The organism is Hymenobacter duratus (genome assembly GCF_014698995.1).
Lineage (GTDB): Bacteria > Bacteroidota > Bacteroidia > Cytophagales > Hymenobacteraceae > Hymenobacter > Hymenobacter duratus.
In genome coordinates this window covers 771,655-796,792 of record NZ_JACWZZ010000001.1, presented here as the reverse complement: position 1 = coordinate 796,792, position 25,138 = coordinate 771,655, and the positions used below count along the sequence as shown (strand labels likewise).

Here is a 25,138-nt window from a genome sequence, read left to right as displayed (position 1 = left end):
CCATATCGTAGCCACGTAGTCTTTCATTGTTACTTACTCCTCTTCCAGCACCGTAAACTCCAGGGCCAGCGGGTCGAAGGCATCCAGCAACTGTCCGATAAAGCCGGGGTTGTTGATGAGGATGCTCAGCACGTTATCCTCCCGCTCCTGCAAGTGGCCGTTGGGCATCAGCTTGTCTTTGAGGGCCGTGAGCTGGGTGTAGGCCGTTTCGTGCTTGGCTTCGGCGGCTTTGCTCAGGCGCTTTTCAAGCCCCTGCACAATGCCGGCCACTTTCTGCTGCTCGGCCGCTACCGTTTTTACCAGCGTGGGGTCGAGGCGCTGGGCCAGGTCGGCCATCTGCTGGAAGGCGGCGGCCAACTGCTGCTGCTGCGCCTGCAGGCTCACTTCCTCCTGCCCCAGCGTAGCACCCACCTGCTTTTTCAACTCGGGCAGCGGCCGGAAGATGTCCAGTGAGGTGAGGCCCAGCTTGCGCAGCTTGCCGGCGTTGGCCTTGCCCACGTACTGGGCCGAGTTGCGGGGCAGCAGAATGGGGAACGGCACCTGGTTCTGGTCGAACACGCCCTTCAGCTGGAACCAGTAGGCCACCTCGGCCCCACCCCCGATGTAGCAGAGGTTGGGCAGCAGCAGCTCCTGGTACAGGGGCCGCAGCACCACGTTGGGGCTGAACTGCTCGGGGTGCTCCTGGGCCAGCGCCAGCAGCTCGGCCTGGGTGTGGCAGCGGCCGGTGTTGCGCACCGTAATCTGCACGCAGTCCTGGGCCGCGTCGTACTCCAGCCGCTCCCGCTTACCGCCGTCGGTGAGGAAGAACAGGTTGAGGGGGCGCGAGTACACCTGGGGCTTGTAGCCGGCGGCTTCGAGGCGGGCGTTGGCCGCCTGCACGGCCTGGTTGGACGCCTGGGCCCGGATTTCCTGTTCCAGCACCGGTACCAGCGCCTGCTTCAGGGCCGGCGCGTCGGCATCAAGGCTCACCAATCCGTACTCGCCAAACAGGTCGTGGGTAAGGCGGCGGGTGGCCTCGGCGAGCGTACCCGACTGCTCATACGCTTCGCGGAACAAAGCCGGCACGTCGGCGGGCAGTTGGTCGAGCAGCTCCTCTTTCATGCCAGCCAGCGGCAGCCGGCCCACGGGGCCGCCTTGGTCGGCGGCGTTCCACTCGTATTTTTTGCCGAACAGGTTCAGGTGGTTGATTTCGGCGAAATCGTGGTCTTCGGTGGCCATCCAGTACACCGGCACGAAATCGTACTGCGGGTACTGCTGCTTGAGCTGGCGGGCCAGCTTCACGGCCGTTACAATCTTGTAAATGAAATACAGCGGCCCCGTCAGCAGGTTGAGCTGGTGGCCGGTAGTGATGGTGAAGGTCGTGTCCTTAGCTAGTAGCTCCAAATTTGCCTGCACGGCCGGATTGACTGCGGGCAGCACAGCGTACTGCCGTTGTAGCTCCGTAGTCAGCTGCTGCCGGGCCTGGGGCGTGTACTGAGCCTGCTTCTCTTTTATCTGCTCCTCGAAAGCGGCCAGCGTGGGGAAGCGGTGGTAGAAGGGCTGCAACGCTTCCGCCCGGGCCAGATAATCGGTGAGCAAAGAGGAAAACGCGCCGGTTTCGGCGTACGCAAGAGTCGTGACGGACATACGAGAGAGGATAATCGGGCTATAACCGGCCAGCAGCCACAAAGTAACGGGGTATTTTCTGGCGGGCCCTGAATCCTTATCCAAACACTGCCCCAATGTCCCAGGGCTGAAGCCTTGGGCTACGCAGCGCACCGGACGGAACAGGGTAGCAATCAGTCATCAACCCGCCCAAAAACAACCCAGGGCCAAAGCCCTGGGCTACGCAGCGCGCCAACCGGAACGCTGCATAGCCCAGGGCTTCAGCCCTGGGAAATCAGGCAAGCCAGCTTACACCAGCTTGCCGTACAAATCGAAGTCCGAGGCTTCGGTAATCTGCACCTGGGCGAAGTCGCCGAGGCGCACGTAGGTGTCTTTGGTAGCGGGCACCAGCACTTCGTTGTCCACTTCGGGCGAGTCGTACTGGGTGCGGCCCACGAAGTAACCGCTTTCCTTGCGGTCGAAGAGCACCTTATAGGTCTGGCCCACGCGCTCCTCGTTCAGCTCCATCGAAATGCCCTGCTGCAGCTCCATAATCTGGTCGGCGCGGTCCTGCTTCACTTCGGCCGGTACGTCGTCTTCGAGCGTGTAGGAGTGCGTGTTGTCCTCGTGCGAGTAGGTGAAGATGCCCAGGCGGTCGAAGCGGGTTTCCTCCACGAAGTTATAGAGGTCCTCAAAATCCTGCTGGGTTTCGCCAGGGTGGCCGGCAATGAGCGTGGTGCGCAGCGCAATGCCCGGAACCCGCTGCCGAATAGTGTCCACCAGCTCCACCGTGCGGCGCTTGCTGATGCCGCGGCGCATGGTTTTCAGCATGTTATCCGAAATATGCTGCAACGGCATATCCAGGTACTTGCAGATGTTGTCCCGCTCGTTCATCACGTCCAGGGCGTCCATCGGAAACTGCGACGGATACGCGTATTGCAGCCGGATCCAGTCGATGCCGTTCACGTCGGACAGGTTGCGGAGCAGGTCGGCCAGCTTCCGCTCGCCGTAGTGCTGCAGGCCGTAGTAGGTCAGGTCCTGGGCAATCAGAATCAGCTCTTTGGTGCCCATGGAGGCCAGCCGGTTGGCTTCTTTTACCAGATCCTCAATGGGGCGGTCCATGTGCTTACCGCGCATCAGCGGGATGGCGCAGAACGAGCAAGGCCGGTTGCAGCCCTCGGCAATCTTGAAGTAGGCGTAGTGCTTGGGCGTGGTCAGCAGCCGCTCGCCCACCAGTTCGTGCATGTAGTCGGCCTCCAGCGTTTTCATCAGCTGGGGCAGCTCCAGGGTCCCGAAGAAGGCATCCACCTGCGGGATTTCCACTTCCAGGTCGTCCTTGTAGCGCTGCGAGAGGCAGCCCGTCACGTAGAGCTTTTCCAGGCGGCCGGCTTCCTTCTCGTCGGCGTAGCGCAGGATGGTGTCGATGCTTTCCTGCTTGGCGTTATCAATAAAGCCGCAGGTGTTGATGATGACGATGTTGGCGTCGCTCTTCTCGGCTTCGTGCGTCACCTCAAACTGGTTGGCGCGAAGCTGGCCCATGAGCACCTCCGAGTCCACGATGTTTTTGGAGCAGCCGAGGGTGATGACGTTGACTTTATTGGCCTGCTGGCTTCTTACTTTCATAGGGAGTAGCGCGAAGCTCGGCTTCGCGTATCGGTGAACGGGCGGGCAGGCAATTTCTTCTCAGTGAGAAACTTGCCTGCCTAAAGCCCGCGACGAAAATCGGACCGCAAAGGTACGCAGTAGGCAACGCCTTTTCCTACTGAGGAAGTTTCTTTGTGCGCCGGGACCTGCGGTTTCCGGCACTTCTCTGAAGCGGCAATGGATACGCCCAATGGCTGGCGCTAAGTACCTCTGCAACAATAGTAGCTGGCTGATTTACCGGCCCAGCAGAAACTGCAACGGCCCGTCAAGGCGCTGATTCCAGGCTTTTTCGCTGTGGTTGGCGCCGGGCACGTAGCGCGTCTGCCAGGAAGCCGGCGTGTAGCCCCGGGCCTGCACCACGGCATCTACCTCCCGCTGAATAGCCGGATACAGCGCGTCCAAGGTCTGGTCGCCACAGTCGAAGTAAAGCTTGTGCGTGCGGGGGTCGGGCAGATTGGTGCGCAGGTAGCGCAGGAAGGCGGCCGGCATGGGGTTGTTGCGCAGCGTGAACGTACCGGGCCAGTGCGTAGACAGGCAGGCGGCCCCGCCAAACACCTGCGGGTACTCGCACAGCGCATACATCGAAATCAGCCCGCCCATGCTGCTGCCGGCCACGAATGTATGCTGGCGGTCAGTATACACCCGGTATTTGCGGTCAATCAGGGGCTTCAGCTCCGTTACCAGAAAGCGGAGGTAAGCGTCAGAGTTGGGCTGAAACTGACCGGTGCTACGGCCGGCCTGGCGCAACTGCTGCTGCACGGTGTCGCGCTCCGCGGTGGTTAGCTGCGCAAACGGTTTTTGAGGAAAATAATTGACGTGGCGGCGCGGACCGGCATTCCACACGCCCACCACTATTACATCCAGCAGTTTTCCTTCCTTCTGCAGCCGCGTTATCACGTCGTCCACATTCCACGCCTGATGATTCCAGGTCGTCGTGCTGTCGAACAGCATCTGCCCATCGTGCATGTACAGCACCGAAAAGCGGCGCTTCCCGTCGTAGTTAGCCGGCAGCCACACGTCCACGTTCCGGGGCTCCACCAGTTTGGAGGCGAAGCTTTCAATGTGTTCGATGCGGCCAACTACCGACTTTTGCTGCGTTGATTGGGCTTGCAGTGAGTAACCGAACAGCAGAAACAGCAAGAGGATAGCAGCAGAAAGGCGCATACAGGTCGTACTGAGGGTATGGTAAACAGTCATTCCGAGCATGTTGCGCCTGGGCGCAACGTGCTCGGAATGACGAACCGGGTAGCCCGGCTTACTTCTTGAACAGCGAATTCACGAACGTTGTCCGGTCGAACAGCTGCAAATCGGTCATCTTCTCCCCCACCCCGATGTAGCGCACGGGCACCTGGAGCTGGTCGCTGATGCCGATAACCACGCCGCCCTTGGCTGTGCCATCGAGCTTGGTAATGGCCAGGGCCGATACCTCCGTTGCCTTGGTGAACTCCTTGGCTTGCAAAAAGGCATTCTGGCCGGTGCTGCCATCGAGCACCAGCAGCACCTCGTGGGGCGCATCGGGAATCACCTTCTGCATCACGCGCTTGATTTTGCTTAGCTCGTTCATCAGGTTCACCTTGTTGTGCAGGCGGCCGGCCGTATCGATAATCACTACGTCGGCCTGCATATCCACGGCTTTCTGCACCGCATCGAAGGCCACGGCGGCGGGGTCGGTGTTCATGCCGTGCGAAATGACGGGCACGCCCACCCGCTGGCCCCAGATGATGAGCTGATCCACGGCGGCGGCCCGGAAGGTATCGGCCGCGCCCAGCACCACCTTCTTACCGGCCGAGTGGAAACGGTGCGCCAGCTTCCCAATGGTGGTGGTTTTGCCCACGCCGTTCACACCCACTACCATTATCACAAACGGCGAACCGGTGTTGTCGGGGCGGTCCAAGATGGCGCGTGAGCCGGTGGCAGCACTGTTGCGGTCCAGCAGCTCCACGATTTCCTCGCGCAGAATACGGTCCAGCTCCGAGGTGCTCACGTACTTGTCGCGGGCCACGCGCTTCTCGATGCGGTCAATAACCTTCACCGTTGTGTCGATGCCCACATCGGCGTGTACGAGCAGCGTTTCGAGGTCATCGAGCACCGCTTCGTCTACCGTGTTCTTGCCTACTACCGCTTTGCTGAGTTGGTCGAAGAAGTTGGTTTTGGTTTTCTGCAGTCCCTCATCAAGAGCCTGCTGCTGCTCCTTGCTTTCCTTATCCTTCTTGAAAAAATCGAAAAGTCCCATTCGGTCAGGATGTTGCACGAAGCTCCAGCTTCGTGCGTCGTTGCTGAGGTAAAGCAGATGGCATATTACGGGCAGTAGGCCAGCCACTCAACAGGGCACCAAGCTGGAGCTTCGTGCTACAACGCAAAAAAGTCCCACGATGGCGGGACTTCTTCACTTATTCAGATTGCCACAGGGGGCACCGAATTACTTAACGCCGGTGGCGAGGTAATCCTGTACTTTGTCAACGGGCACCATTTCCTCGCGGAAGGTATAGGCACCGGTTTTCTCCGATTTCACGGCGCGAATGACTTTAGCCCAGTCCTTGCCGCCTGGAGTTTTCAGGGTTGCTACTACTTTCTTAGCCATTGCTCAATTACTTGATTTCCTTGTGAACGGTCATCTTCTTGAGCACGTTGTTGAACTTCTTCAACTCAATGCGCTCAGGAGTGTTCTTGCGGTTCTTGGTGGTGATGTAGCGCGAGGTGCCGGGCTGCCCCGAGTTTTTATGCTCAGTGCATTCAAGGATCACCTGCACCCGATTGCCTTTCTTAGCCATCTCGACGGGGTTTTTGGGATTAAGGACTGCAAAGGTACGCGTCTTTTCGGAATAGACAAACAGTCAGGCGAATAATCCGCGGGCAAATATCAATTTGATATTCAGGGCTTCGGCCCTGAGTTATATGCCGCTCAAATATACGCATAAGCGGGGCCACTACCGAAGAAAGCTTCCATAGCAGCCCCGCTACAGGCGCAACAGGCCCGATAAACTCCCCTGCTACTCCTTTGCTTCAGAGTTGCATCGACGGCAGAGCACCAGCGCCGCCCCCAGCAACTACCGGATATGCTACTTCAGAACCGGCAATTTGAAATTGTCGAGGGAGCTGGGTTTGGCCATCATGGCTTCTACCTCGGCCACGGTGCGGGGCGCTTCTCTGGAGAGATTTTCGGGCGCACCAGCCGTAATCAGGATATCGTCTTCAATGCGCACCCCAATGTTCCACCATTTTTTGTCGCAGGGGCTGCCCTCGGGAATATAGATACCAGGCTCTACCGTGATGACGTTGCCGGCCTGCAGGGGCTTGTAGGTGCCCCGGTCGTGCACGTCGAGGCCGAGATAGTGGCTGGTGCCGTGCGGGAAGTATTTGCGCATTTCCTCGGGCGTCTGGATGATGCCGAGCTTCATGAGGCCATCCGCTACCACCTTCTGCGCCGCTTTGTTGGGAGCCTGAAACTCGTTGCCGGCTTTGCACGCCAAGATGCCGGCGTCCTGGGCGGCCAGTACCAACTCGTAAATCTGGCGCTGGGCGGGGCTGAACTTGCCGGAAGGCGGCGCAGTCCGGGTGACGTCGGCGGTGTAGCCGTGGTATTCGGCACCGCAGTCCATCAGAATCAGGTCGTTGCCGATGCGGGGCTTGTCGTTGGTTTCGTAGTGCAGAATGCAGCCGTTGCCGCCGGCCCCTACAATGCTGGGGTAGCCCTCAAATTCGGCGCCGTACTTCTTGTACACATACTCGTGCAGGCCCTGTACTTCCATCTCCCCCATGTCGGGCTTAAGTGCCTTCATCACCTCCTGCTGGCCCACGGCACTGATGCGCACGGCCTGCCGCAACAGTTTCAGTTCTTCGGGCGTCTTCACGGCCCGCAACTCGTCCAGCGCATCATTGAGGGAGCCGGTCTCGAAGCGGCTGACGGGGCGCGCCGCCATGGCCTGCTGTCGTTCGGTATCGGTAGTAGCCCTCAGGTAGCCCTGCAGGTAGGCATCAGTGGCCAACGCAGGCTGGTTCTTGGCCAGGCCTTCCACGTAGCTCTTTATACCGGCGGCATTCACTACTCCGTAGCGCTGCACAGTGGTATACAGCTCGTTGCGGCGGGCATCATAGTCGGCCGGAACAGCCGCCTGCCGACGAAATGTAGCGACCAGATCGAACAGGTCAGCCGGGTTGCGGCTATCGTCGCGGATGTCCGTTGGCGGATCCAGAAAATGAATGGACTTGAAATCCGCCCAGCGAATTCCGGCGCCGGCAAAATCCTTGTTATCGGCCACGTACTGCAGCTTCAACTGCTGCCGGGTGCCTTCGGTGCCGAGGCGACGGCCAGTCCATTGTTCGGCTTTTGGGTCGCGAGGCTGTACAAACAGTGCTTCCGTGACGCCCGCCTGTCCGCCCACCGTCTGGGGCTCCTTGAATAGCACCAGCACCGCATCCGGCTCATCGTAGCCGGTGAGATAGTATAAGTCAGGGTGCTGATGAAAGATATAGTTGACGTCGTTGGCGCGGTTGCGGACCGGGTTGGCAAACAGCACCGCTACCGAGCCGGCCGGCAGGGCCTGGCGTAGCAGCTCGCGGCGGCTCTGGTGGAAAGCCGGATCCAAAAAATCGGTGGGGCGGCCAGGGCCGGCAGCCCGCTGGGCGAGGGCGGCCGGAGCCAGGCTCAGAGCCAGCACCGCACACCGCAAAACACGGAGAGTAGAAGTCAGATACACAGCAACGCAGCTAATGGTGAATACAGCAAAGACGCGTACCCGCTCCCAAAAATTGCTTTTCGAGGCGGGTACGCGTCTGAAATAAATTCGCTCCGAAGAACGGCCGTTGCGGACTAGTAAACGATGAAGCCCTGCTCCTTCGCCTTCTTCAGGACCGACATGATGCCGTTCTTGTTGATGGTACGGATGGTGCTGGTCGCTACTTTCAGCGTTACCCAAGCATCCTCCTCGGGGATGTAGAAGCGCTTTTTCTGCAGGTTCGGGTAGAACTTGCGCTTAGTCTTGTTGTTGGCGTGCGACACGTTGTTACCTACGCGGGTACGCTTGCCGGTCAAATCACAAACTCGGGCCATGATATCAGGAACTTAGAGGTTTCAAAGCGGAAAAACGGGGCCGCAAATATCGGCATAAGTTTGATAGAAGCAAACCGAAAGGCTGAAAAATAAGCCGTTATGGCTCCGGAGGCTTCTGCAGGCCGATTACTTTTTGGGTTTGCCCGGACGCCAGGGACAATGCCGGCAGCCACTGCCACAGCAGCTGCCGCGCCGGCGGTGGTACTGCTCCGTAAAAACCATGAGGCCTTCAGGAGTGAAGTAATAGTCGCCGGGCTGGAGCGGCTGAGCCGAAAAGGAAGACACAATAGATAGAAATGCTCCGCAAGATACGACGGCGCCCGCGAAGGCTACGTATACTCTATATTTTTAGTATCTTTCCATTACGAAATTAGATTTTTTAATCTTCACTTTTTCTCCTGCTGGCAGATGCGGTACTGGATGTTGACGTTGATAATGCTGGGCAACTGGGCCATCTGGATGCCGGCAGTGCAGGCTCAGCAGCCCGAAATAGCCGTGCCGGCTGTGCGGCTGGCTTTGCAGCTGACTACGCTGGAAATCCTGCCGCCCGCGCCGCTAAAGGAAGCCCGCCGGACGCTTGCCCAGGCCCGCCAGCGCTTCACTCGGGGGTTGAACCCGGGAGAGACGCTGTATGTAACGGCCACGCTGCTTAATGATGCCGCGAACCGCGTACCCCAGTTGGTGCATGTCCAGACTTGGCAGGATGGGCGCGTGATGGGCCGCTTGGTGGGCTCTAACCTGCCGGATGGCAACAACAAAGAGGAATTTGACGAAAGCGAAATAGTCGACTGGATGATTCTGCATCAGGATGGCGCTGAAGAAGGCAACTACGTGGGCAAATTCCTGGACTTGGAGGAGCGCCTGGGCAGCCTGACGGGCCCTCGCTGAGCACGAGCCAATGCCCTAATCAGTGCGGATGGTTTTCTTGCCGAAATACTCCGCGTACGCCTGGTTGGACCAATCGGAAACGTCGGGGGTGATGTCGCCGAACAGGACGGTGTAGGGCGGCCCCTGTAGGGGCTCTACCACGGTATCATCGGGGAGCCAGCCGGGTTGCTGCAGGGCATGGTAGCGGCTGGTGAGTTGCGCATCGTAGCGGGCCGCAGCACCGCCCAGCCAGTCCTGGTAGGCTAGCAGCACATTGTTGTAGTTGTCGGTGGTTTCCTGGCCCCGCAGCGTCAGGGTATGGCCGCCGATGAAGGCTCCCAGAATCCAGAGCACCAGCCCGGCCCGCACGAACAGGGGCAGCGCAAACGCGGGCCGCTCCGTGCGGCGCCACAGGTATCGTGCCCAGGCGTGGGCATTCAGAAACCAGCCCACCAGAAAGAACAGATACAGAACATTGCGCGTGCGAAAAGGCAGCGCCTGGTTGTTGAAGCGCCAGCCCATAAACGCCACCAGCACCAGACTCCCGGCCATCAGCAACGTGCTGAACCAGGGATGCTGGGCCAGACGATTCAACGGCAGATCCGGTAGGCGCCACAGCCGGCAGCTGACAGGCAGCAGCAGCAGCGTGAGGGCTGGCAGCGCCCCGTTGCCCAGCCAGTTGCAGACGAAGCGGTAGGATGAAAGGGCGGCTTTGCTCACCGACTCCATGATGGAATATTCGTGTACCGGCCCCAGCCGGGCGAAGTTGCCGGGAGCCAGAAACGTAGCCACGCAGGCCACTGCTACCACTGCACTGAGCCACACATAATCCCACGGCAGGCGTCGCTGCCGCAGACAGCGCAAGACCGTGAAGCCCGTTACGCCGACGGCTATGGGCACAGCATTGGTTTCGTTGCACCCGATAATTACGACGGCCAACACTCCCGCCAGCGCCAGCCAGTTGCGCTTTTCGGTGGGGCTGATGGCTCCGGCGTGGCGCGCCAGCACTGCCAGCCACAGCAGCGTCAGCAGGGCTGGCAGCAGGTAGTTGTAGCCGCTTACAATCCAGTAGAAGGCCTCGGCCGGACTTGGCAGCTGCCATAGCAGCAGACTGGTCAGGACACCACTGCTTAGCCACAGCGTGCGGCGCCGAAACTCATCGGCCAGCAGGGTGCGCAGCAGCACGTACAGCGCCGCCGGCAGTGCCAGCAGCAGTAGCAGACAGATGGCGCCGTATCCTCCCGTGATATTGCCGCCGTACTGCACCGGGTTCAGCAGCGCCCACAGCACAATAGAGGTGTAGCGGCCCGTCCAGGTCAGGTACATGTGCGGCATGTAGCCCCAACGGCCGTGCTTGTGCACATCGGTGGCCTGCAGGAAGTCGTCGGCGGAAGGGTGCGCATACCAGCACAGCGCCACAAACGGCAGCAGGCACAACACCGTGGCCAGGGCCAGCAGCAGCGGCCCCAATGCTTGGCGGAGCCGGGGAAAGGGTAAAGAAGAGAGCATAGAATCAGAAGCGGGCCGGGTGCCCGGTGGCTAAAGCTACTACCCGCCCCCGAAATCGGGCTATTTCCAGCGCCATGGGCTGGCCGTGCCGTGGGGTTTTGCGTATTTTTGAGCTACTAACCTTTCTGTCCTATGCAAACCATTCCCACCACGCATACCAGCCGCAGCCAGGAGCTGATGGCCCTCGAAGACCAGTATGGCGCCCACAACTACCACCCGCTGCCCGTGGTGCTGAGCCGCGGCGAAGGCGTGCATCTGTGGGACGTGGAGGGCAAGCGCTACTACGATTTTCTCTCCGCCTACTCGGCCGTAAACCAGGGCCACTGCCACCCGCGCATCATCGGGGCCCTCACGGAACAGGCGCAAAAACTGACCCTGACCAGCCGGGCCTTCTTCAACGACCAACTGGGCGCGGCCGAGAAGCAGGTCTGTGAGCTGTTCGGCTACGACAAGGCCCTGCTCATGAACTCGGGAGCCGAAGCCGTGGAAACCGCCCTCAAGCTGGCCCGCAAATGGGGCTACCAGGAGAAGGGCATTGCTCCGAACCAGGCCCGCATCATCGTGGCCGAGCACAACTTCCACGGCCGCACCACCGGCATCATCTCCTTCAGCACCGACCCCGATTCGACGGGTGGCTTCGGGCCGTACACGCCCGGCTACCAGGTAGTACCCTACGACGATCTGGAGGCGCTGGAAGAAGCTGTGAAAGAGCCGCATGTGTGTGCCTTTCTGGTAGAGCCCATTCAGGGTGAGGCCGGCGTGATGGTGCCTTCGGAAGGCTATCTGGCGAAGGCCGCAGCCATCTGCAAAGCCCACCACGTGCTGTTCATTGCCGACGAGATTCAGACGGGACTGGGCCGCACCGGCGAGCTGCTGGCCGTGTGCTACGAGGCCGTGCACGCTGATATCCTGATTCTGGGCAAGGCCCTGAGTGGCGGCGTGCTGCCGGTGTCGGCAGTGTTGGCCCGCAACGAAATCATGCTCACCATTCAGCCCGGCCAGCACGGCTCCACATTCGGCGGCAACCCGCTGGCCTGCGTAGTGATGCGGGCCGCGCTGGACGTATTGCTGGACGAAAAGCTCACCGAAAACGCCCGCGCGCTGGGCGAAGTATTCCGGGAGCGGATGCGCCGCGTGCAGGCCAAGCGCCCGGAAGTGGTAGAGCTGGTGCGCGGCAAAGGCTTGCTGAACGCCGTGGTTATCAAGCCGCACGCCGACGGCCGCACCGCCTGGGACGTGTGCGTGACGTTGATGGAACGCGGCGTGCTGGCCAAGCCTACCCACGGCGACATCATCCGTTTCGCTCCGCCGCTGGTTATCAACGAAGAACAGCTGCATGAAGCCTGTGACATCATTGAGCAGGTAATCTTGGGGTTCTAGAACGGGCGCTTGCTGCCATCGAAAAAGCCCGCCGTGCTGAGCACGGCGGGCTTTTCTATGCGGGTATCACTGGCTTAGTTCTGGCCCAGCGTGAAGGTGGCCATCTGCACGTCGCGGGAATTGCCGCCCACGAATACCTGGAAGTCGCCGGGCTCGGCCACAAACTTCAGGTCGGCGTTGTAGAACTTCAGATCCTCGGGCGTGAGGCGGAACGTGAGCGTACGGCTTTCTCCCTTTTTCAGCAGCACCTTCTGGAAGCCCTTCAACTCTTTTACCGGACGGGAAATGGAGCCCACCATGTCGCGGATGTAGAGCTGGGCGACTTCCTCGCCATCGTAGCTCCCGGTATTCTGCACCGTCACGGTCACTTCCAGCGTACCGTTCATGGGCAGCGTGGTAGTGCTTAGCTCAGGCTTGCCGTACTGGAACGTGGTGTAGCTCAGGCCATAGCCGAAAGGATACAGCGGCTCGTTCGATACGTCCAGGTAGCGCGACTTGTACTTATCCAGCTGCTGCCCGACGTAGGGCCGGCCGGTCATTTTGTGATTATAGTAGAGCGGAATCTGGCCCACCGACTGCGGGAAAGTGGCCGTGAGCTTGCCCGACGGATTGTAGGCCCCGAACAGCACGTCGGCAATGGCGTTGCCGGCCTGGCTGCCCGCAAACCAGGTTTCCAGTATAGCATCGGCGTTTTTGTCTTCCCACGGCAGCGCCAGAGGCCGGCCGCTCATCAGCACCAGCACCAAAGGCTTGCCGGTCTTTTTCAGCGCCTTCAGCAGCTCCAGTTGCTGGCCCGGCAGCCCGATATCCGCGCGGCTGGCCGCTTCCCCCGACATTCCCTGCGACTCGCCCACGGCGGCCACAACCACATCGGCGCTCCGGGCCAGCTGCACCGCTTCCTGAATCAGGGCCTCGGAGGTACGCGTGTCGGGCTTTATTCCGCCGTTGTAGGCATTGAGACGGTCGATAAGCTGCTGGTCGTCGGTGAAGTTGGCGCCCTGAGCCGTCACGATTTTGACTGAGCTTCCGACGGCATTTTTCATCCCCTGCTCCAGCGAAACGGCCTGCTTCCAGTCGCCGGCGGCACTCCAGCTCCCGAGCATGTCGTGCTGGCGGGTGGCCAGCGGCCCGATGAGGGCAATGGTGCCCGTTTTTTTGAGCGGCAGGGTGTTGTTGCTGTTTTTGAGCAGTACCATGCTTTTGCGGGCAATGTCGCGGGCATCGGCAATGAATTCCTTCTTCATCATCGTTGCCTTGGCCCGCTTCTCATTGGTGTAGAGGTAAGGGTCCTTGAACAGGCCCAACTTCCACTTGGCTTCCAGAATACGGCGGCAGGCCACATCTATCCGCTCCTGCTTCACGGTGCCGTCCTTCAGGTTCTGGGCCAGATTCTTCAGGAAAATTTCCCCTACCATATCCTGGTCGATGCCCGCATTCAGGGCCAGCGCCGAAACTTGCGCATCGTTGCCCATGCCATGCGCGGTCATTTCATTGATGGCCGTGTAGTCTGTCGCAACGAAGCCCTGGAAGCCCCACTGGTTGCGCAGCAGCTCGGTCATCAGCCATTTGTTGCCGGTGGCAGGCACCCCGTTGATATCGTTGAACGATGACATCATGGAGGCGGCGCCCGCCTCCACGGCGGCTTTGTAGGGCGGCAGGTACTCGTTGTACATGCGCACCGGGCTCATGTCGGTGGTGTTGTAGTCGCGGCCGGCTTCGGCGGCGCCATACAGCGCAAAGTGCTTCACGCAGGCCATTACTGTGTTGTTGCGGCTCAGGTCGTCGCCCTGGTAGCCGCGCACCATCACGCGGGCAATCTGGGAGCCCAAGTACGGGTCTTCGCCGGAGCCCTCGGAAACGCGGCCCCAGCGCGGGTCACGGGAAATATCCACCATCGGCGAGTACACCCAGTTGATGCCATCGGCGGAGGCTTCCTCGGCGGCAATGCGGGCACTGCGCTCTATGGCGGTCAGGTCCCAGCTGGAGGCCAGCCCCAGCGCAATAGGGAATATGGTGCGGTGCCCGTGGATAACATCGTAGCCGAAGAAAAGCGGAATGTGCAGGCGTGAGTCCTTCACGGCCATTTCCTGGAGCTTACGGGCTGCTGTGGGCGTAAATGTGTTGAGCACCGAGCCCACATTGCCTTTGCGGATGCTGGCGTCCACGTCTTTGCTCACCACGGGCCCGGTCACATCAAACCCGACCGTTATCATATTCAGCTGGCCGATTTTCTCTTCCAGAGTCATCTTTTGCATCAGGTCGTCGATGAACCTGGTCATCTTCGGGTCTGGGGTGCTGGCGGAGGCCGTGGGGGTGCTCGTCTGGGCTTGCAGCTGCGGCGTGAGTAGCCCCAGCGACATGAACAGGGCGTTTCTGAAAACTCGTTTCATGTGGAAATTGAAAGAAGGTAGGGACTAGACAAGACAGGACCCGCACGGCAAACTCCGGCCCTGGTAGATAGGGCAGCTGCGAAAACTGCCACTCTGCGTATGGCCGCTCCTCTGCGTTTTCCCCAACCCAACGCACACGCGTGATGCCGTGCGAAGTGCAAGGGTAGTTTCGTGAGGAAGAAGCAAGGATGGCCGTGGCTGGGCCGGGCAGTAACTATCAGTCAATCAGCGCATCATAATGCAGCTGCGGAGCCGGGGCAGGGCGTTTTGGTATCCGATATAGTGGGATAAACAGCGCTGCGAAAGCAGGTTTCAGCCTAATGCTGTCCCTGTTTCTGCCGGTATACAATACTACAAAACCTTTGACTTGCGTGGGAATCGAATGCACGTTCTGCACTGAAAATTTACGAGAGGACCCGACGCGAATCACTCGGATGTTATATAAATTTACGATTATCAAACTGCTACTAAATAGCTTAAAATATTATTTAAATTACACTATACCAATACACAAGATCGGAAGAAAACGCCTTATATGCTGCGCTTTTTTCTACTGCAGCATATCGGTGGCATTCTCCGCCTACTGCTGGGCGCACAAACAGCCATCTGCCGTGCCGCTGAACGGCTGGCTACACAGTTGTTATGTAGCTGTACAAAACGTTCCTGGCTGTGCGGCAGCCCGACAACCACCTGTTATCATAATCATCAAACTTTCTGACACTTACCATAAAAAAGCTACACTTCAGTAGTTGAAAGACGTGTTACGTAAGCTTACCGGGCAGGATAGCACAGTCACCGAAATGCTATAAGGCCACCATTTGGCTGAGGCAGAAGCCGCTTTACGCCTCTGGCATCCACCGCACCCGGCTGGCCCCTAGTACTGGCACGGTGTGGGTAGGCCAGCGGGCCAAACTCCCAGGCCATGCCTATCTTGGGCGACTTACTTTTCGTGGTTGTTTGTGAAATCTATTACCCTCTTGAGCAGCGTGCTGCTCCTGTTACTAGCCAGCTGCCGTAGCCAGGAAGTGGCATTTCAGTTTCAGCCCGCAACGGGCAAGGCTGCTGCTCTGGCGCTATCCGCATCTGCTGCTGCCCCCACGCCACTTCCCGCTGTGGTAGCGGCGACCTACACCGCACCGGCCGCATTGGCCCCTCGCTCAAGACCGGCCGGAATACGCCGCTTGCTGCCCCATCGGCCAGCCCTCCATCAGACGGCGGCCCGCACAACCGCTGCGCGGCCGCCGTCTGATGGAGGCCACTTGGGCGAGAGGCCGCAGCAGCCGCTACTGGAGCATACGGGCGCTTTCGTGCTGGGCGTGGCGCTGATAGCTGGTGGCGTGGTAGGGGGTATTCTGCTGGGCGGCTGGCTGGGCCTGGGCGTGGGCGCCTTGGTGGTGCTGCTCGGCTACTACTTTGTGGGCGTGGGCATCGGGGGCAAGCACGCATGGCTGGAGGTGTTTCAGGAGTTTTTCAACATGTAGACGATGGCACAACGGCGCTGGCTCCTGCTCCTGCTGTGTACGACGCTGGCCGGCTGCCGCAGCGAAAAGGCGGCGTTTCAGTTCCGGCCGGCACCAGCGCCCCTGGATGTAAGGCGTGCCGAAAACCCAGCCCTGTCAGCAGCAGCAGCCACCTATACTACAGTCAGAGCTGGCGGCTCACTTCCGCCAACACGCGCCATAGCTGGTGCGAGGCTGCACAGCATCCGGAAGAGCCAGCCGCACTACCGCCACGCCGGACAGGCCCCTGCCTCGCGTGGGCAGCACGTGGGGCGGTCTGCGGCCGCTTTGATGTCAGAAAAGCCAACTGCACATAAACTTTTGGGCCGTCGGCAGCCGGTAGATGGGGCCAATGATGTGTTGTTTTTTAGTGGAGCGGCCTTGGTGTTAACAGGTCTGATTCTCGGAATAGCCATTGGCGGCAGTAGCGGGTTGCTGCTCGCGCTACTTCTATTCGGGATAGGCTATCTGCTGGCGAGCAAAGCCTACGGCAGCCATCCGTAGCGGCAAATGCACTCCCGCCCGCAACCTTACCTTTGCGGCAGCTGTTCTATTTCGTCTTACCAATTGAAAGCAACAATGCCCAACGTCCCCACGCACCGCCCGCGCCGCAACCGTAAGTCACAGGTTATCCGCGACATGGTGCAGGAAACCCGCCTCACTACCCACGATTTTATCTATCCGCTCTTCCTGATTGAAGGCCAGAACCAGCAGCTGGAAATCCACTCGATGCCCGGCATTCACCGCTTCTCTGCCGACCGGATTATCGACGAAATCGGGCGCTGTGTGGAGTTGGGCATCAACACGTTTGCTCCGTTTCCGGCTATTAATGATGCGCTGAAAGACCGGCTGGCCCGCGAATCGGCCAACCCGGAAGGCCTATACCTCAAGACCATTGCCGACATCAAGCGCCAGTTTCCGGACGTGGTGCTGATGACCGATGTGGCCATGGACCCTTATTCTTCGGATGGCCACGACGGGGTGGTGGACGTGGAGTCGGGTGAGATTCTCAACGATGCCTCGCTGGAGGTGCTGGGCCAGATGGCTCTGGCGCAGGCCCGCGCCGGCGCCGACATTATCGGCCCCTCCGATATGATGGATGGGCGCGTAGCCTGGATCCGGGACGTGCTCGACCAGAATGCGTTTTCGCACGTGAGCATCATGAGCTACACGGCCAAATACGCGTCGGCTTTCTACGGGCCCTTCCGCGACGCGCTGGACTCGGCCCCTAAAAAAGGCGACAAGAAAAGCTACCAGATGAACCCGGCCAACAAGCGGGAAGCACTGCGTGAGCTGGCCCTAGATGAGGCCGAAGGCGCTGACATGGTGATGATTAAGCCAGCCCTGAGCTACCTCGATGTGATTCAGTCGGTGAAGGACAACACGCACCTGCCCGTGACGGCCTACAACGTATCGGGCGAGTATGCCATGGTGAAAGCGGCCGCCCAAAACGGCTGGCTCGATGGCGAGAAAACCATGATGGAAGTCCTGACCAGCATCAAGCGCGCCGGTGCCGACGCCATCCTGACCTACTTCGCCAAGGAAGCAGCCGAAGTGCTGCGCCGCGGGTAATTGCCGCCCCAAACGAAAAAAAGCGGAACCGGCCCCGGCTGGTTCCGCTTTTTTTATGGAATTTTCCGGCTCGCCGTATCTGCCTGTTATGTCCACTATCCGCCCGGCCACTGCCTCCGACCTGCCCGAAATCCTGGCTATTCTGGGCCGTGTAGTACCGATGATGAACGCCGCCGGCAACCAGCAATGGAGCGCCGACTATCCGAATGAAGCTGTCTTCCGGCAGGACATAGAAAAGGGGCAGCTCTGGGTAGCGGAGCTGAACGGGGCCGTAGCTGCCTTTGCCGCCCTCACCCACAACGACCAGGACCCCGAATATGCCCAGGCGGACTGGGACGCTGCCGAGCCGGCCCTCGTGACGCACCGCCTCGCCGTGGACCCGGCCGCCCAGGGCCACGGGCTGGCCGCCGCTCTGCTGGAACAGGCCGAAGTGCTGGCCCGCCAGCAGAACCTGCGCGTGCTGCGCGTGGATACCAACTCCGAAAACGCTGCTACACAGCGGCTGTTTCCCAAGCTGGGCTACCGGTTTGCGGGCGAAATCACGCTGGCGTTTCGGCCGGGGCTGCGGTTTTTCTGCTACGAGAAGCGGCTGGGGTAGCCGCCGGCGTTAGCCAGTTTTTTGCCCGAAAGGCCAGCGGCCCAGCCGACGGCTCCAGAGCAGAAATACGCCGGTTCCTACGGCCATCATCAGCAGGGCCGCTACCTGAAACGGCAGGAAGAAGCTGCCCGACGCCAGCGAGAAATTGATGCCGTCCTTGATGCTCCAGAACACCCACAGCCACACCACAATAACAATGATGACGGGCAGCGGATACAGCGGCATCCGGAACGGCAGCCCAGCCGCCCCGCGGCGGCGCCGGAGCAGCACCAGCCCCACGGCCTGCCCCACAAACTGCACCAGTATCCGCATGGCCAGAATGGCCGAAATGACTTCGCCAAGCCGAAACAGCAGGCTGAATACGAAGCCCGCCCCGCCCAGCACCAGCAGCGACACGTGCGGGAAGTGCTTGGTGGGGTGCGTTTTGGCAAACACCGGCAGAAACTCGCCGTCGGCGGCGGCGGCGTACGGAATGCGCGAGTAGCCGAGCAGCACTGCAAACAGCGAGGCAAACGCCACCCACAGCACCAGCGCCGTAGCGGCCTTGGCAGCCGTAGCGCCATACAGCCGCTCCACAAACGTGCTGACAATGAACTCCGAGTGCTGCGCTTCCTGCCACGGAATGACGGTGCCCACGCTCCAGTTCAGCAGAAGATACAGCGCCATAATACCCAAAATGCTCAGGAAGATGCTGCGCGGAATCACGCGCTGCGGCTCCTTGATTTCGCCACCCAGATGGCACACGTTGTAGTAGCCGAGGTAGCTATAGATGGTTTTGACGGTAGCCTGCCCCATAGCGGCCGAGAGTAGCACGCCCGGCAGCTCCGAAAAACCGCCGGCCGGCAGCCATGCTACTTCATGGGTAGCGTGCGTCACGCCCCCAAAAATCAGCCAGCCCATCAGGCCCAGCACACCCATCCAGAGCAGCACGCCCAACCGCCCAATGTCCTCGATGCGGCGGTAGAGCAGCGCAATTAGTAGCAATACCACCACGCCTGATACCAGCTTGGGCTGCCACCATTCCGTGAGGGGCACGAGGTAGCCGAAATACTGCGCAAACCCAATGGCGCCCGAAGCCACTACCAATGGCGCCTGCACCAGCGTCTGCCACACATACAGAAACGACAGCAGCCGGCCCCAGGTATGTTCGCCGTAGGCCAGCTTAAGGAAGCGGTAGGAGCCGCCAGCTTCCGGGTGCGCGGCTCCCAGTTCGCTCCAGATCAGGCCATCGAACAAGCTCAGAGCAGCTCCTACCACCCAAGCCAGCAGGAAATTCGGCCCCATAAAGCCCATGACCAGCGGCAGCGTCACGAAGGGCCCAATGCCCACCATGTCTATCATGTTGAGCGCCGTGGCTTGCACCAGCCCCAAACGGCGGCGCAATGGAGCGGTGGTGGCAGAAGAATCGGCGGAGTCGAGGTGGGCCATACAGAGAGCTAGAGCTGTAAAAGTCGTAGAAATACCGAATGTTCAGATCCGACCCTGCCTTCTGTTTCCTAAAGGGCCAGATGCCAAGCCGGTTGGGCTGCCCGTCAGCCAGTTGTTCATCAGCCGGCTATTCCAACCCCCGCAACCCGGGGCGCGTACGAGTGGCACACGTTCGTCTTCTTTATGTCCGCCGGTTCATCCAAAATTGCCATCTACGGGGCCATTGGGGCCAATATTGCTATTGCCGCTTCCAAGTTTGTAGCCGCTTTCTTCACGGGCAGCTCAGCTATGCTTTCCGAAGGCATTCACTCGCTCGTGGACAGTGGCAATGGCCTGCTGATTCTCTACGGCGTGAAGCAGTCCGAGAAGCCCGCTGATGCCCGCCACCCCTTCGGGCGCAGCAAGGAGCTGTATTTCTGGTCCCTGATTGTGGCCGTGCTGGTGTTTTCGGTCGGTGGCGGCATGTCGTTCTACGAAGGCATTGAGCACCTCAAACACCCAGCTCCCATCACCGACCCCACCTGGAACTATTGGGTACTGGGCCTCTCGCTGATATTCGAAGGAATTTCCTGCTTCCTGGCCTTCCGCGAATTCAACAAAGGCCGTGGCGACTTGGGCTTCTGGGTTACACTGAGCCGCAGCAAAGACCCTTCGGTTTTCGCAATTCTCATGGAAGACCTGGCCGCACTTTTAGGCCTGGGCATAGCGCTGGCCGGCGTGTACTTCGGGCATGCGCTCAACAATCCGTACTTCGATGGCGGCGCCTCCATCTGCATTGGCATACTGCTGGTATCGGTAGCTATTTTTCTGATTTACAAGACCAAAGGGCTGCTGGTAGGCGAAGGGGTGGACGACGAAACCCTCGACTCGCTGGAAGTTATTGCGCGGCAGCAGCGCGGTGTAGAGCAGGTGCGCCGCCCGCTCACCATGTACATGGGCCCGCAGGATGTGGTGCTGGCGCTTGACGTGGAGTTTCATGACCACTTGTCGGCGGTAGAAGTGGAGCACGCTGTAGATGAGTTGCAGGATGCCATCCGGGCCAAGCATCCGGAGTTCAAGCGCATTTTTATCGAGGCCAAAGGACTGGCCGGCAAGCAGCGCGAAACGGCTCTGCAACCTCCCATTTCGCCCCAAATCTGACCAGCGCGGCAAGCTCCACCTTAACCTAAGGTGCAGTTTGGCGGTACACGGCACAGTAGTGCGGCGCCGATGGGGCCGCACTACTGTGCTTTTTTGTTCACCAATATCTGCGTTTATGGTCCCTGTTGCTACCCGCTCTAACCCGTTTCAATCGTTCTGGATGGCCGGCTATGAGTGTACCGACCAGCTCAACTGCTTCGGCAACCGGGTTGATTTTTTGCCGCTGACAGGCCACTTGCAACTCCTCGACGACGATTACCAAGGACTCCAGCAGTATAGCCTAGGCACCGTGCGCGAAGGTATCCGCTGGAGCCAGATCGAAAAAGCGCCTTATCAGTACGACTGGACTACGGTGCGCACCATGCTGGCTGCCGGTCAGCACCACGGCATTCAGCAGGTCTGGGACCTGTGCCACTTCGGCTACCCCGACGACCTAACACCGCTACACCCGCTGTTTGCGCGCCGGTTTGCGGCGCTGTGCCGGGCTTTCGTGCTCATGTACCGGGAAATACGCCCCGAGGGCGAGTTGATTGTAACCCCTATTAACGAGGTAAGCTTTATGAGCTGGCTGGGCGGCGACGCGCGCGGGACTTCGCCCTATTGCGTGGGGCAGGGCTGGGAGGTGAAGTACGGACTGATGCGCGCCTACATCGAGGGCGTAGCAGCCATGCGCGAGCTGGACCCGAACATCCGTATTCTGACCACCGAGCCCCTCATCCATATCGTGCCGCCGCTGAACGCCACCAAGGCCCAGAAAAAACAGGCCCGCGAATGGACCGATAACCAGTATCAGAGTGTGGATATGCTCTGCGGCCGGCTCTGCCCCGAGCTGGGTGGCCGGCCGGAGTTTTTCGACATCATGGGGGTGAACTACTACTACAACAACCAGTGGGAAATTCACACACACCACCGCCTGCCTTGGGTGAACGAGCCCTACGACCCGCGCTGGCGCCCACTACACCACCTGCTACGCCAGGCCTACGAACGGTACGGCCGCCCGATTGTGGTGAGCGAAACCAGCCACCCCGGCCTCGACCGGCCACACTGGATGCGCATGGTAGCTGAAGAATCTGCCGAAGCCCTGCGCCAAGGCGTGCCGCTGTGGGGCGTGTGCCTCTACCCCATCCTCGACCGGCCAGACTGGGATTTCCTGGACCAGGAATGGCACCGCTCAGGTCTTTGGGATGCTGTGCTACGGCCCAACGAGCCGCCATTGCGCGTGTTGCACCAGCCCTACGCCGATGCGCTGCTGGCAGGCCAGCAGCTGGTGGCTGAGGCCATAGCTCCGGAGCTCGTCAGTTCACTGGCGCTTTCTTTATCTTAGCCAGCATGAACCGACCACCCGCCGATACCACCGACCTGCTGCATCACTTCAAACGCGCCTTCGCTGATTCTACTCTCTCGCTGGATGAAGCCCGCCTGTTGCGCCAGCGGCTGGCAGAGCATGGCCAGCATGGCGAAGGCCTGCACGAGTTGCGCCACCGCCTGTTTGGGATGGCCCGCGACCGGTTCAACAGTTTTCAGGACAAGGCCGTGATAGAATGGCTGGAGACAGCCAGCGCCTTGCTGCTGCCGCCGGCCGGTCCGCCGGCCCGCGCTTCCCGCTCCGAAGTGCTTTTCAGCCCCAACGACGACTGCGTGGCAGCTATCCGGCGGTTTCTGAGTGAGGCGGCCCACACGCTGGACATCTGCCTCTTTACTATTGCCGATGACCGGTTGACCGATGCCGTGCTGGCCGCCCACAAGCGCGGAGTGCGGGTGCGCCTGCTTACCGATAACGACAAGCTCTTTGACCGAGGCTCTGATGTGCGCCAACTGCACGCGGCTGGCCTTCCCGTACACGTCGACCGCACCACCGACCACATGCACCACAAGTTTGCCGTGGCCGACAGCCGGACCGTACTGACCGGTTCCTACAACTGGACCCGCTCGGCGGCGGAGCTGAATCTGGAGAATCTGCTCATCACCGACGACGAAGCTATTGTGCGGCGCTACACTCAGGAATTCGGGCGCCTCTGGGATACCCTGCAACCCTTCGAAGTCTGATACCTAATATTTTGCCAAACAAAAAGCGCCACCTGCTCTCTGAAGAACAGGTGGCGCTTTTGGGTAGAAAGCTACGCTACCGGCCAGGACTATTTAGCAGCCTCGGCGGCAGGCTCAGCGGTGGCTGCACCTGGCCGACGGATGCTCACCAGCTGCCTAGTAGTGGTGGCGCCCACCGTCAGGTTCAGGTTATAGTCGCCGGCGGGAAGGCCCGTGAAGTCGAGAGTCTGGTGGTGAGGGCCGGCGTTCTGGCGGCGGTAGTCCGACACGCGAACTGCTGAGCCCCGCTGGTCATACAGCACCCAGCCCATCGGCTGCGCTTCTCCCAGCTGATACGCCATCTGCACCACCCCGCTGGACGGGTTAGGATACACGGCTAAGCGGTTGGAGCCGGTGACGGGCACGTTGGCGGCCACGGGGCCGGCCAGCTGCGCATCCTTGGGAGCTGCGGCTTCCAACTTCCACTGTTGCGTGGGGCGGTTGGCGTAGCGGCGCTGCTGCAGGCCACCTTCTTCCTCGGTGCCGGCGGTCAGGGCTTTGTTGCTGTGCTTGGCCGTGAGTTTGTAGTAGCCTTCGCCGGCTTCCTCTATTTTCCAGAGCTGGTTATTGCCGCTGTAGTAAGGCCAGAGGCTCAGGGCCGCACCATTGGAGGTTTCGCTGCCCAGCACTTCCAGCACCTTGCGGCCGCCCTGCACCGTGAGCTTGAAGTAGCCACTGCCGGCTTCTTCAATTTCCCACTGGGGCGCTCCGGCAGGCGCACTGGCCAGGCCCGGCTCCTTCGACACCGGGGCGTCGCCCTGTACTTCCAGTGGCTTGCCATCGGAGCGGGCCATCAGCGTAAACACGCCAGGAATACTGAGCGTCTTGGCAATATCGGCAGAGGTAGGAGCGGCCTGTTTTGCAGGCTTGGGGGCCGGGGCTGGCTTGGGAGTCGGCGCCGGTTTAGGAGCCGCTGGTTTTGCAGCTACAGCTGGTTTTGCAGCCGGGGCCGCTTTGGGAGCAGCCGGGGTTTTGGCGGCAGCCGTGGCCTTAACGGCTTTATCAGCTGGCTTGGCCTCCGGCTCAGGAGCGGCCGTAAGTATAGTTTGCTTTTCTGCTACCGGCATGCCGGGGCCTTCCAGCGGGTAGAGGTACACGGAAGGAACGGTTTGGGCTCCTTGCCCAGGCCGCACCCACTGCAGGCGCACGTTGGCGTCGCCCTCCTGGTCGTAATACTCTACTTTGATGGTGGTTCGCTCACCGGCGGCCAGGCTTACTTCGGCGCTGGTAGAGGTGGTGGTGCTGCCCTGGCCGTTCCAGTTGTCGAGAATCTGCTTGCCGTTTATCCACAGCCGCACGCCATCATTGGATTTGGTAATGAACTTGTAGCGGCCGGTAGCGGGAGCTTCAATCTGACCTTCCCAACGCACCGAAAAGTTGTCGCTGCGCAGGCCAGGGGCCGGAATGCCCATCTTCCACTCAAAATCGACAACGGCATCAACCCGCCGCAGCAGTGGTGTGCCGGCCAGGCTGCCATTGTTGAAATAGGAGCCCGTGAGGCCGGTGCCTTCGCCCGGGCCGAGGGTAGTAGCAGCCTGCGTACCTGGTTGTGTGGCGGGGCCCGACGCAGGCAGTCCGGCCAGCGCAGAGCCGGTTGAGAGCAGCCCAGCTACGAAACAGAACAGTAGGTGTCGCACAATGCGTTAGGTCTAGAGATGAACTGAAGAAATGAAACAGAAGCGGCAAAAGCTTCTTACGAAAGTACTATTCTAACCTCCTCCATAGAAGAGGCTGAAGCAATATAAAGCATTCTTTCACGACCTGCCTCGTGCGTTGCCCGCCAACTTGTTCATTTCCAATTTTTTCCTTTGTATAGTATATTGTCGCTCTAAAATTAGGCCTCACCACTTATCGGGCAGCTTTTTTGCATTTTTGGGGCCTCCGTTTCTTCCCATGTCTGAACCCGTTGCTTTTCTTTCTTCACCGGTTGGCCTGCTGCGCCTGCGTGGCACCGATGTGGGCCTGGCAGCCGTGGAGTTTCTCAATGCCGACAGGCAAGCCCAAACCCCTTCCCACCAGGTACCGGTTTGCTTGCAGGAAGCCTACCGGCAGCTGGGCGCCTACTTCGGGCGGGAGCTGCGTGACTTCACGCTGGCCTACGATGTGCAGCAGGGCACGGAGTTTCAGCGCCGCGTCTGGACTGCGCTGACGGATGTGGGGTTCGGCCGCACGGCCTCGTACCTCGACCTGGCCCGGCAGCTGGGCAACCCGGCGGCGGTGCGGGCCGTGGGCGCGGCCAATGGGCAGAATCCGCTGGCTATCGTGTGGCCCTGCCACCGCATCATAGGGGCCGGCGGGCAGCTGACGGGCTACGCCGGCGGGCTGCCGCGCAAGAAGTGGCTGCTGGAATTTGAGCAGCCGTCTGTGCAGGCCACGCTGTTTTGAAACAGCA

At 60.3% G+C, this 25,138-nt stretch carries 22 protein-coding genes; 9 read left to right on the top strand and 13 right to left on the bottom strand.

Going from position 1 to position 25,138, the window contains the following annotated elements; all coding sequences use genetic code 11:
* Nucleotides 1-33: 33 nt before the first annotated feature.
* The 9 genes from bshC to IC231_RS03175 all read right to left on the bottom strand — a co-directional run bounded on the left by bshC (nt 34) and on the right by IC231_RS03175 (nt 8,563).
* Entirely contained in the window at nt 34-1,626 is a 1,593-nt protein-coding gene (bshC, locus tag IC231_RS03215) for a bacillithiol biosynthesis cysteine-adding enzyme BshC (protein ID WP_190783158.1), read from the bottom strand.
* 267 nt (nt 1,627-1,893) lie between these two features.
* Nucleotides 1,894-3,207, bottom strand: coding sequence for a 30S ribosomal protein S12 methylthiotransferase RimO (gene rimO, locus IC231_RS03210; RefSeq protein WP_190783157.1), 1,314 nt, complete (start codon nt 3,205-3,207; stop codon nt 1,894-1,896).
* Nucleotides 3,208-3,462: 255 nt separating this feature from the next.
* On the bottom strand, nt 3,463-4,392 hold the full coding sequence (locus tag IC231_RS03205) for an alpha/beta hydrolase (RefSeq protein ID WP_190783156.1): 930 nt from the start codon (nt 4,390-4,392) through the stop codon (nt 3,463-3,465).
* A gap of 91 nt (nt 4,393-4,483) precedes the next feature.
* A complete protein-coding gene (gene ftsY, locus IC231_RS03200) occupies nt 4,484-5,461 on the bottom strand; it encodes a signal recognition particle-docking protein FtsY (protein ID WP_190783155.1) in 978 nt (325 codons plus the stop codon).
* Between the two features lie 186 nt (nt 5,462-5,647).
* A complete protein-coding gene (locus tag IC231_RS03195; RefSeq protein ID WP_071843814.1) occupies nt 5,648-5,809 on the bottom strand; it encodes a DUF4295 domain-containing protein in 162 nt (53 codons plus the stop codon).
* Nucleotides 5,810-5,816: 7 nt separating this feature from the next.
* The gene (gene rpmG, locus IC231_RS03190; protein WP_022825071.1) at nt 5,817-5,999 is read right to left on the bottom strand and encodes a 50S ribosomal protein L33; all 183 of its coding nucleotides are present in this window, start codon (nt 5,997-5,999) and stop codon (nt 5,817-5,819) included.
* Nucleotides 6,000-6,287: 288 nt separating this feature from the next.
* Entirely contained in the window at nt 6,288-7,925 is a 1,638-nt protein-coding gene (locus IC231_RS03185; protein WP_211538827.1) for an aminopeptidase P family protein, read from the bottom strand.
* A gap of 113 nt (nt 7,926-8,038) precedes the next feature.
* Nucleotides 8,039-8,278 carry a 50S ribosomal protein L28 gene (gene rpmB / locus IC231_RS03180; RefSeq protein WP_044015540.1) on the bottom strand — a complete coding sequence of 80 codons (240 nt, stop codon included), beginning with the start codon at nt 8,276-8,278 and terminating at the stop codon, nt 8,039-8,041.
* 126 nt (nt 8,279-8,404) lie between these two features.
* Nucleotides 8,405-8,563, bottom strand: coding sequence for a DUF5522 domain-containing protein (locus IC231_RS03175; protein ID WP_211538825.1), 159 nt, complete (start codon nt 8,561-8,563; stop codon nt 8,405-8,407).
* A 123-nt stretch (nt 8,564-8,686) separates the two neighbouring features.
* On the opposite strand from IC231_RS03175, the gene IC231_RS03170 reads away from it, so the two are divergent.
* Nucleotides 8,687-9,166, top strand: coding sequence for a hypothetical protein (locus IC231_RS03170; RefSeq protein WP_190783154.1), 480 nt, complete (start codon nt 8,687-8,689; stop codon nt 9,164-9,166).
* Between the two features lie 15 nt (nt 9,167-9,181).
* Here the strand turns inward: IC231_RS03170 and IC231_RS03165 are convergent, their stop codons facing one another.
* Complete coding sequence (locus IC231_RS03165; RefSeq protein WP_190783153.1) at nt 9,182-10,654, bottom strand: DUF6056 family protein; 1,473 nt, start codon at nt 10,652-10,654, stop codon at nt 9,182-9,184.
* Nucleotides 10,655-10,786: 132 nt separating this feature from the next.
* On the opposite strand from IC231_RS03165, the gene rocD reads away from it, so the two are divergent.
* Nucleotides 10,787-12,034, top strand: a complete 1,248-nt coding sequence (gene rocD, locus IC231_RS03160; protein WP_190783152.1) for an ornithine--oxo-acid transaminase — start codon at nt 10,787-10,789, stop codon at nt 12,032-12,034.
* Between the two features lie 74 nt (nt 12,035-12,108).
* On the opposite strand, the gene bglX is transcribed toward rocD, so the two are convergent.
* Nucleotides 12,109-14,424, bottom strand: a complete 2,316-nt coding sequence (gene bglX, locus IC231_RS03155; protein ID WP_190783151.1) for a beta-glucosidase BglX — start codon at nt 14,422-14,424, stop codon at nt 12,109-12,111.
* Nucleotides 14,425-15,383: 959 nt separating this feature from the next.
* Here bglX and IC231_RS03150 point away from each other — a divergent pair.
* From IC231_RS03150 to IC231_RS03140, 3 genes are all read left to right on the top strand, one after another.
* Entirely contained in the window at nt 15,384-15,905 is a 522-nt protein-coding gene (locus IC231_RS03150; RefSeq protein WP_190783150.1) for a hypothetical protein, read from the top strand.
* A gap of 597 nt (nt 15,906-16,502) precedes the next feature.
* Entirely contained in the window at nt 16,503-17,495 is a 993-nt protein-coding gene (gene hemB / locus IC231_RS03145; RefSeq protein WP_190783149.1) for a porphobilinogen synthase, read from the top strand.
* Nucleotides 17,496-17,583: 88 nt separating this feature from the next.
* Nucleotides 17,584-18,093 carry a GNAT family N-acetyltransferase gene (locus IC231_RS03140; RefSeq protein ID WP_190783148.1) on the top strand — a complete coding sequence of 170 codons (510 nt, stop codon included), beginning with the start codon at nt 17,584-17,586 and terminating at the stop codon, nt 18,091-18,093.
* 9 nt (nt 18,094-18,102) lie between these two features.
* On the opposite strand, the gene IC231_RS03135 is transcribed toward IC231_RS03140, so the two are convergent.
* On the bottom strand, nt 18,103-19,521 hold the full coding sequence (locus IC231_RS03135; RefSeq protein WP_190783147.1) for an APC family permease: 1,419 nt from the start codon (nt 19,519-19,521) through the stop codon (nt 18,103-18,105).
* A 183-nt stretch (nt 19,522-19,704) separates the two neighbouring features.
* On the opposite strand from IC231_RS03135, the gene IC231_RS03130 reads away from it, so the two are divergent.
* The 3 genes from IC231_RS03130 to IC231_RS03120 all read left to right on the top strand — a co-directional run bounded on the left by IC231_RS03130 (nt 19,705) and on the right by IC231_RS03120 (nt 22,707).
* Nucleotides 19,705-20,661 (top strand): cation diffusion facilitator family transporter, encoded by a 957-nt coding sequence (locus tag IC231_RS03130; RefSeq protein ID WP_190783146.1) that lies wholly within the window; start codon nt 19,705-19,707, stop codon nt 20,659-20,661.
* A gap of 115 nt (nt 20,662-20,776) precedes the next feature.
* Nucleotides 20,777-21,985, top strand: a complete 1,209-nt coding sequence (locus tag IC231_RS03125; protein ID WP_185888432.1) for a glycoside hydrolase family 1 protein — start codon at nt 20,777-20,779, stop codon at nt 21,983-21,985.
* 5 nt (nt 21,986-21,990) lie between these two features.
* A complete protein-coding gene (locus IC231_RS03120; protein WP_190783145.1) occupies nt 21,991-22,707 on the top strand; it encodes a phospholipase D-like domain-containing protein in 717 nt (238 codons plus the stop codon).
* Between the two features lie 89 nt (nt 22,708-22,796).
* On the opposite strand, the gene IC231_RS03115 is transcribed toward IC231_RS03120, so the two are convergent.
* Nucleotides 22,797-24,383: an RICIN domain-containing protein gene (locus IC231_RS03115; protein ID WP_190783144.1), complete on the bottom strand. Its 1,587-nt coding sequence runs from the start codon at nt 24,381-24,383 to the stop codon at nt 22,797-22,799.
* Nucleotides 24,384-24,639: 256 nt separating this feature from the next.
* On the opposite strand from IC231_RS03115, the gene IC231_RS03110 reads away from it, so the two are divergent.
* Nucleotides 24,640-25,131 (top strand): methylated-DNA--[protein]-cysteine S-methyltransferase, encoded by a 492-nt coding sequence (locus IC231_RS03110; protein ID WP_190783143.1) that lies wholly within the window; start codon nt 24,640-24,642, stop codon nt 25,129-25,131.
* Nucleotides 25,132-25,138: the final 7 nt, after the last annotated feature.

Excerpts from the sequence above, each read along its gene's own strand:
- IC231_RS03120 (WP_190783145.1), top strand. The coding sequence starts at position 21,991 with ATGAACCGACCACCCGCCGATACCACCGACCTGCTGCATCACTTCAAA.
- IC231_RS03135 (WP_190783147.1), bottom strand. The coding sequence starts at position 19,521 with ATGGCCCACCTCGACTCCGCCGATTCTTCTGCCACCACCGCTCCATTG.
- rocD (WP_190783152.1), top strand. The coding sequence starts at position 10,787 with ATGCAAACCATTCCCACCACGCATACCAGCCGCAGCCAGGAGCTGATG.
- bshC (WP_190783158.1), bottom strand. The coding sequence starts at position 1,626 with ATGTCCGTCACGACTCTTGCGTACGCCGAAACCGGCGCGTTTTCCTCT.
- rimO (WP_190783157.1), bottom strand. The coding sequence starts at position 3,207 with ATGAAAGTAAGAAGCCAGCAGGCCAATAAAGTCAACGTCATCACCCTC.
- ftsY (WP_190783155.1), bottom strand. The coding sequence starts at position 5,461 with ATGGGACTTTTCGATTTTTTCAAGAAGGATAAGGAAAGCAAGGAGCAG.
- rpmG (WP_022825071.1), bottom strand. The coding sequence starts at position 5,999 with ATGGCTAAGAAAGGCAATCGGGTGCAGGTGATCCTTGAATGCACTGAG.
- hemB (WP_190783149.1), top strand. The coding sequence starts at position 16,503 with ATGCCCAACGTCCCCACGCACCGCCCGCGCCGCAACCGTAAGTCACAG.
- IC231_RS03170 (WP_190783154.1), top strand. The coding sequence starts at position 8,687 with ATGCGGTACTGGATGTTGACGTTGATAATGCTGGGCAACTGGGCCATC.
- IC231_RS03205 (WP_190783156.1), bottom strand. The coding sequence starts at position 4,392 with ATGCGCCTTTCTGCTGCTATCCTCTTGCTGTTTCTGCTGTTCGGTTAC.
- IC231_RS03130 (WP_190783146.1), top strand. The coding sequence starts at position 19,705 with ATGTCCGCCGGTTCATCCAAAATTGCCATCTACGGGGCCATTGGGGCC.
- IC231_RS03195 (WP_071843814.1), bottom strand. The coding sequence starts at position 5,809 with ATGGCTAAGAAAGTAGTAGCAACCCTGAAAACTCCAGGCGGCAAGGAC.
- IC231_RS03140 (WP_190783148.1), top strand. The coding sequence starts at position 17,584 with ATGTCCACTATCCGCCCGGCCACTGCCTCCGACCTGCCCGAAATCCTG.
- rpmB (WP_044015540.1), bottom strand. The coding sequence starts at position 8,278 with ATGGCCCGAGTTTGTGATTTGACCGGCAAGCGTACCCGCGTAGGTAAC.
- IC231_RS03165 (WP_190783153.1), bottom strand. The coding sequence starts at position 10,654 with ATGCTCTCTTCTTTACCCTTTCCCCGGCTCCGCCAAGCATTGGGGCCG.
- bglX (WP_190783151.1), bottom strand. The coding sequence starts at position 14,424 with ATGAAACGAGTTTTCAGAAACGCCCTGTTCATGTCGCTGGGGCTACTC.
- IC231_RS03125 (WP_185888432.1), top strand. The coding sequence starts at position 20,777 with ATGGTCCCTGTTGCTACCCGCTCTAACCCGTTTCAATCGTTCTGGATG.
- IC231_RS03110 (WP_190783143.1), top strand. The coding sequence starts at position 24,640 with ATGTCTGAACCCGTTGCTTTTCTTTCTTCACCGGTTGGCCTGCTGCGC.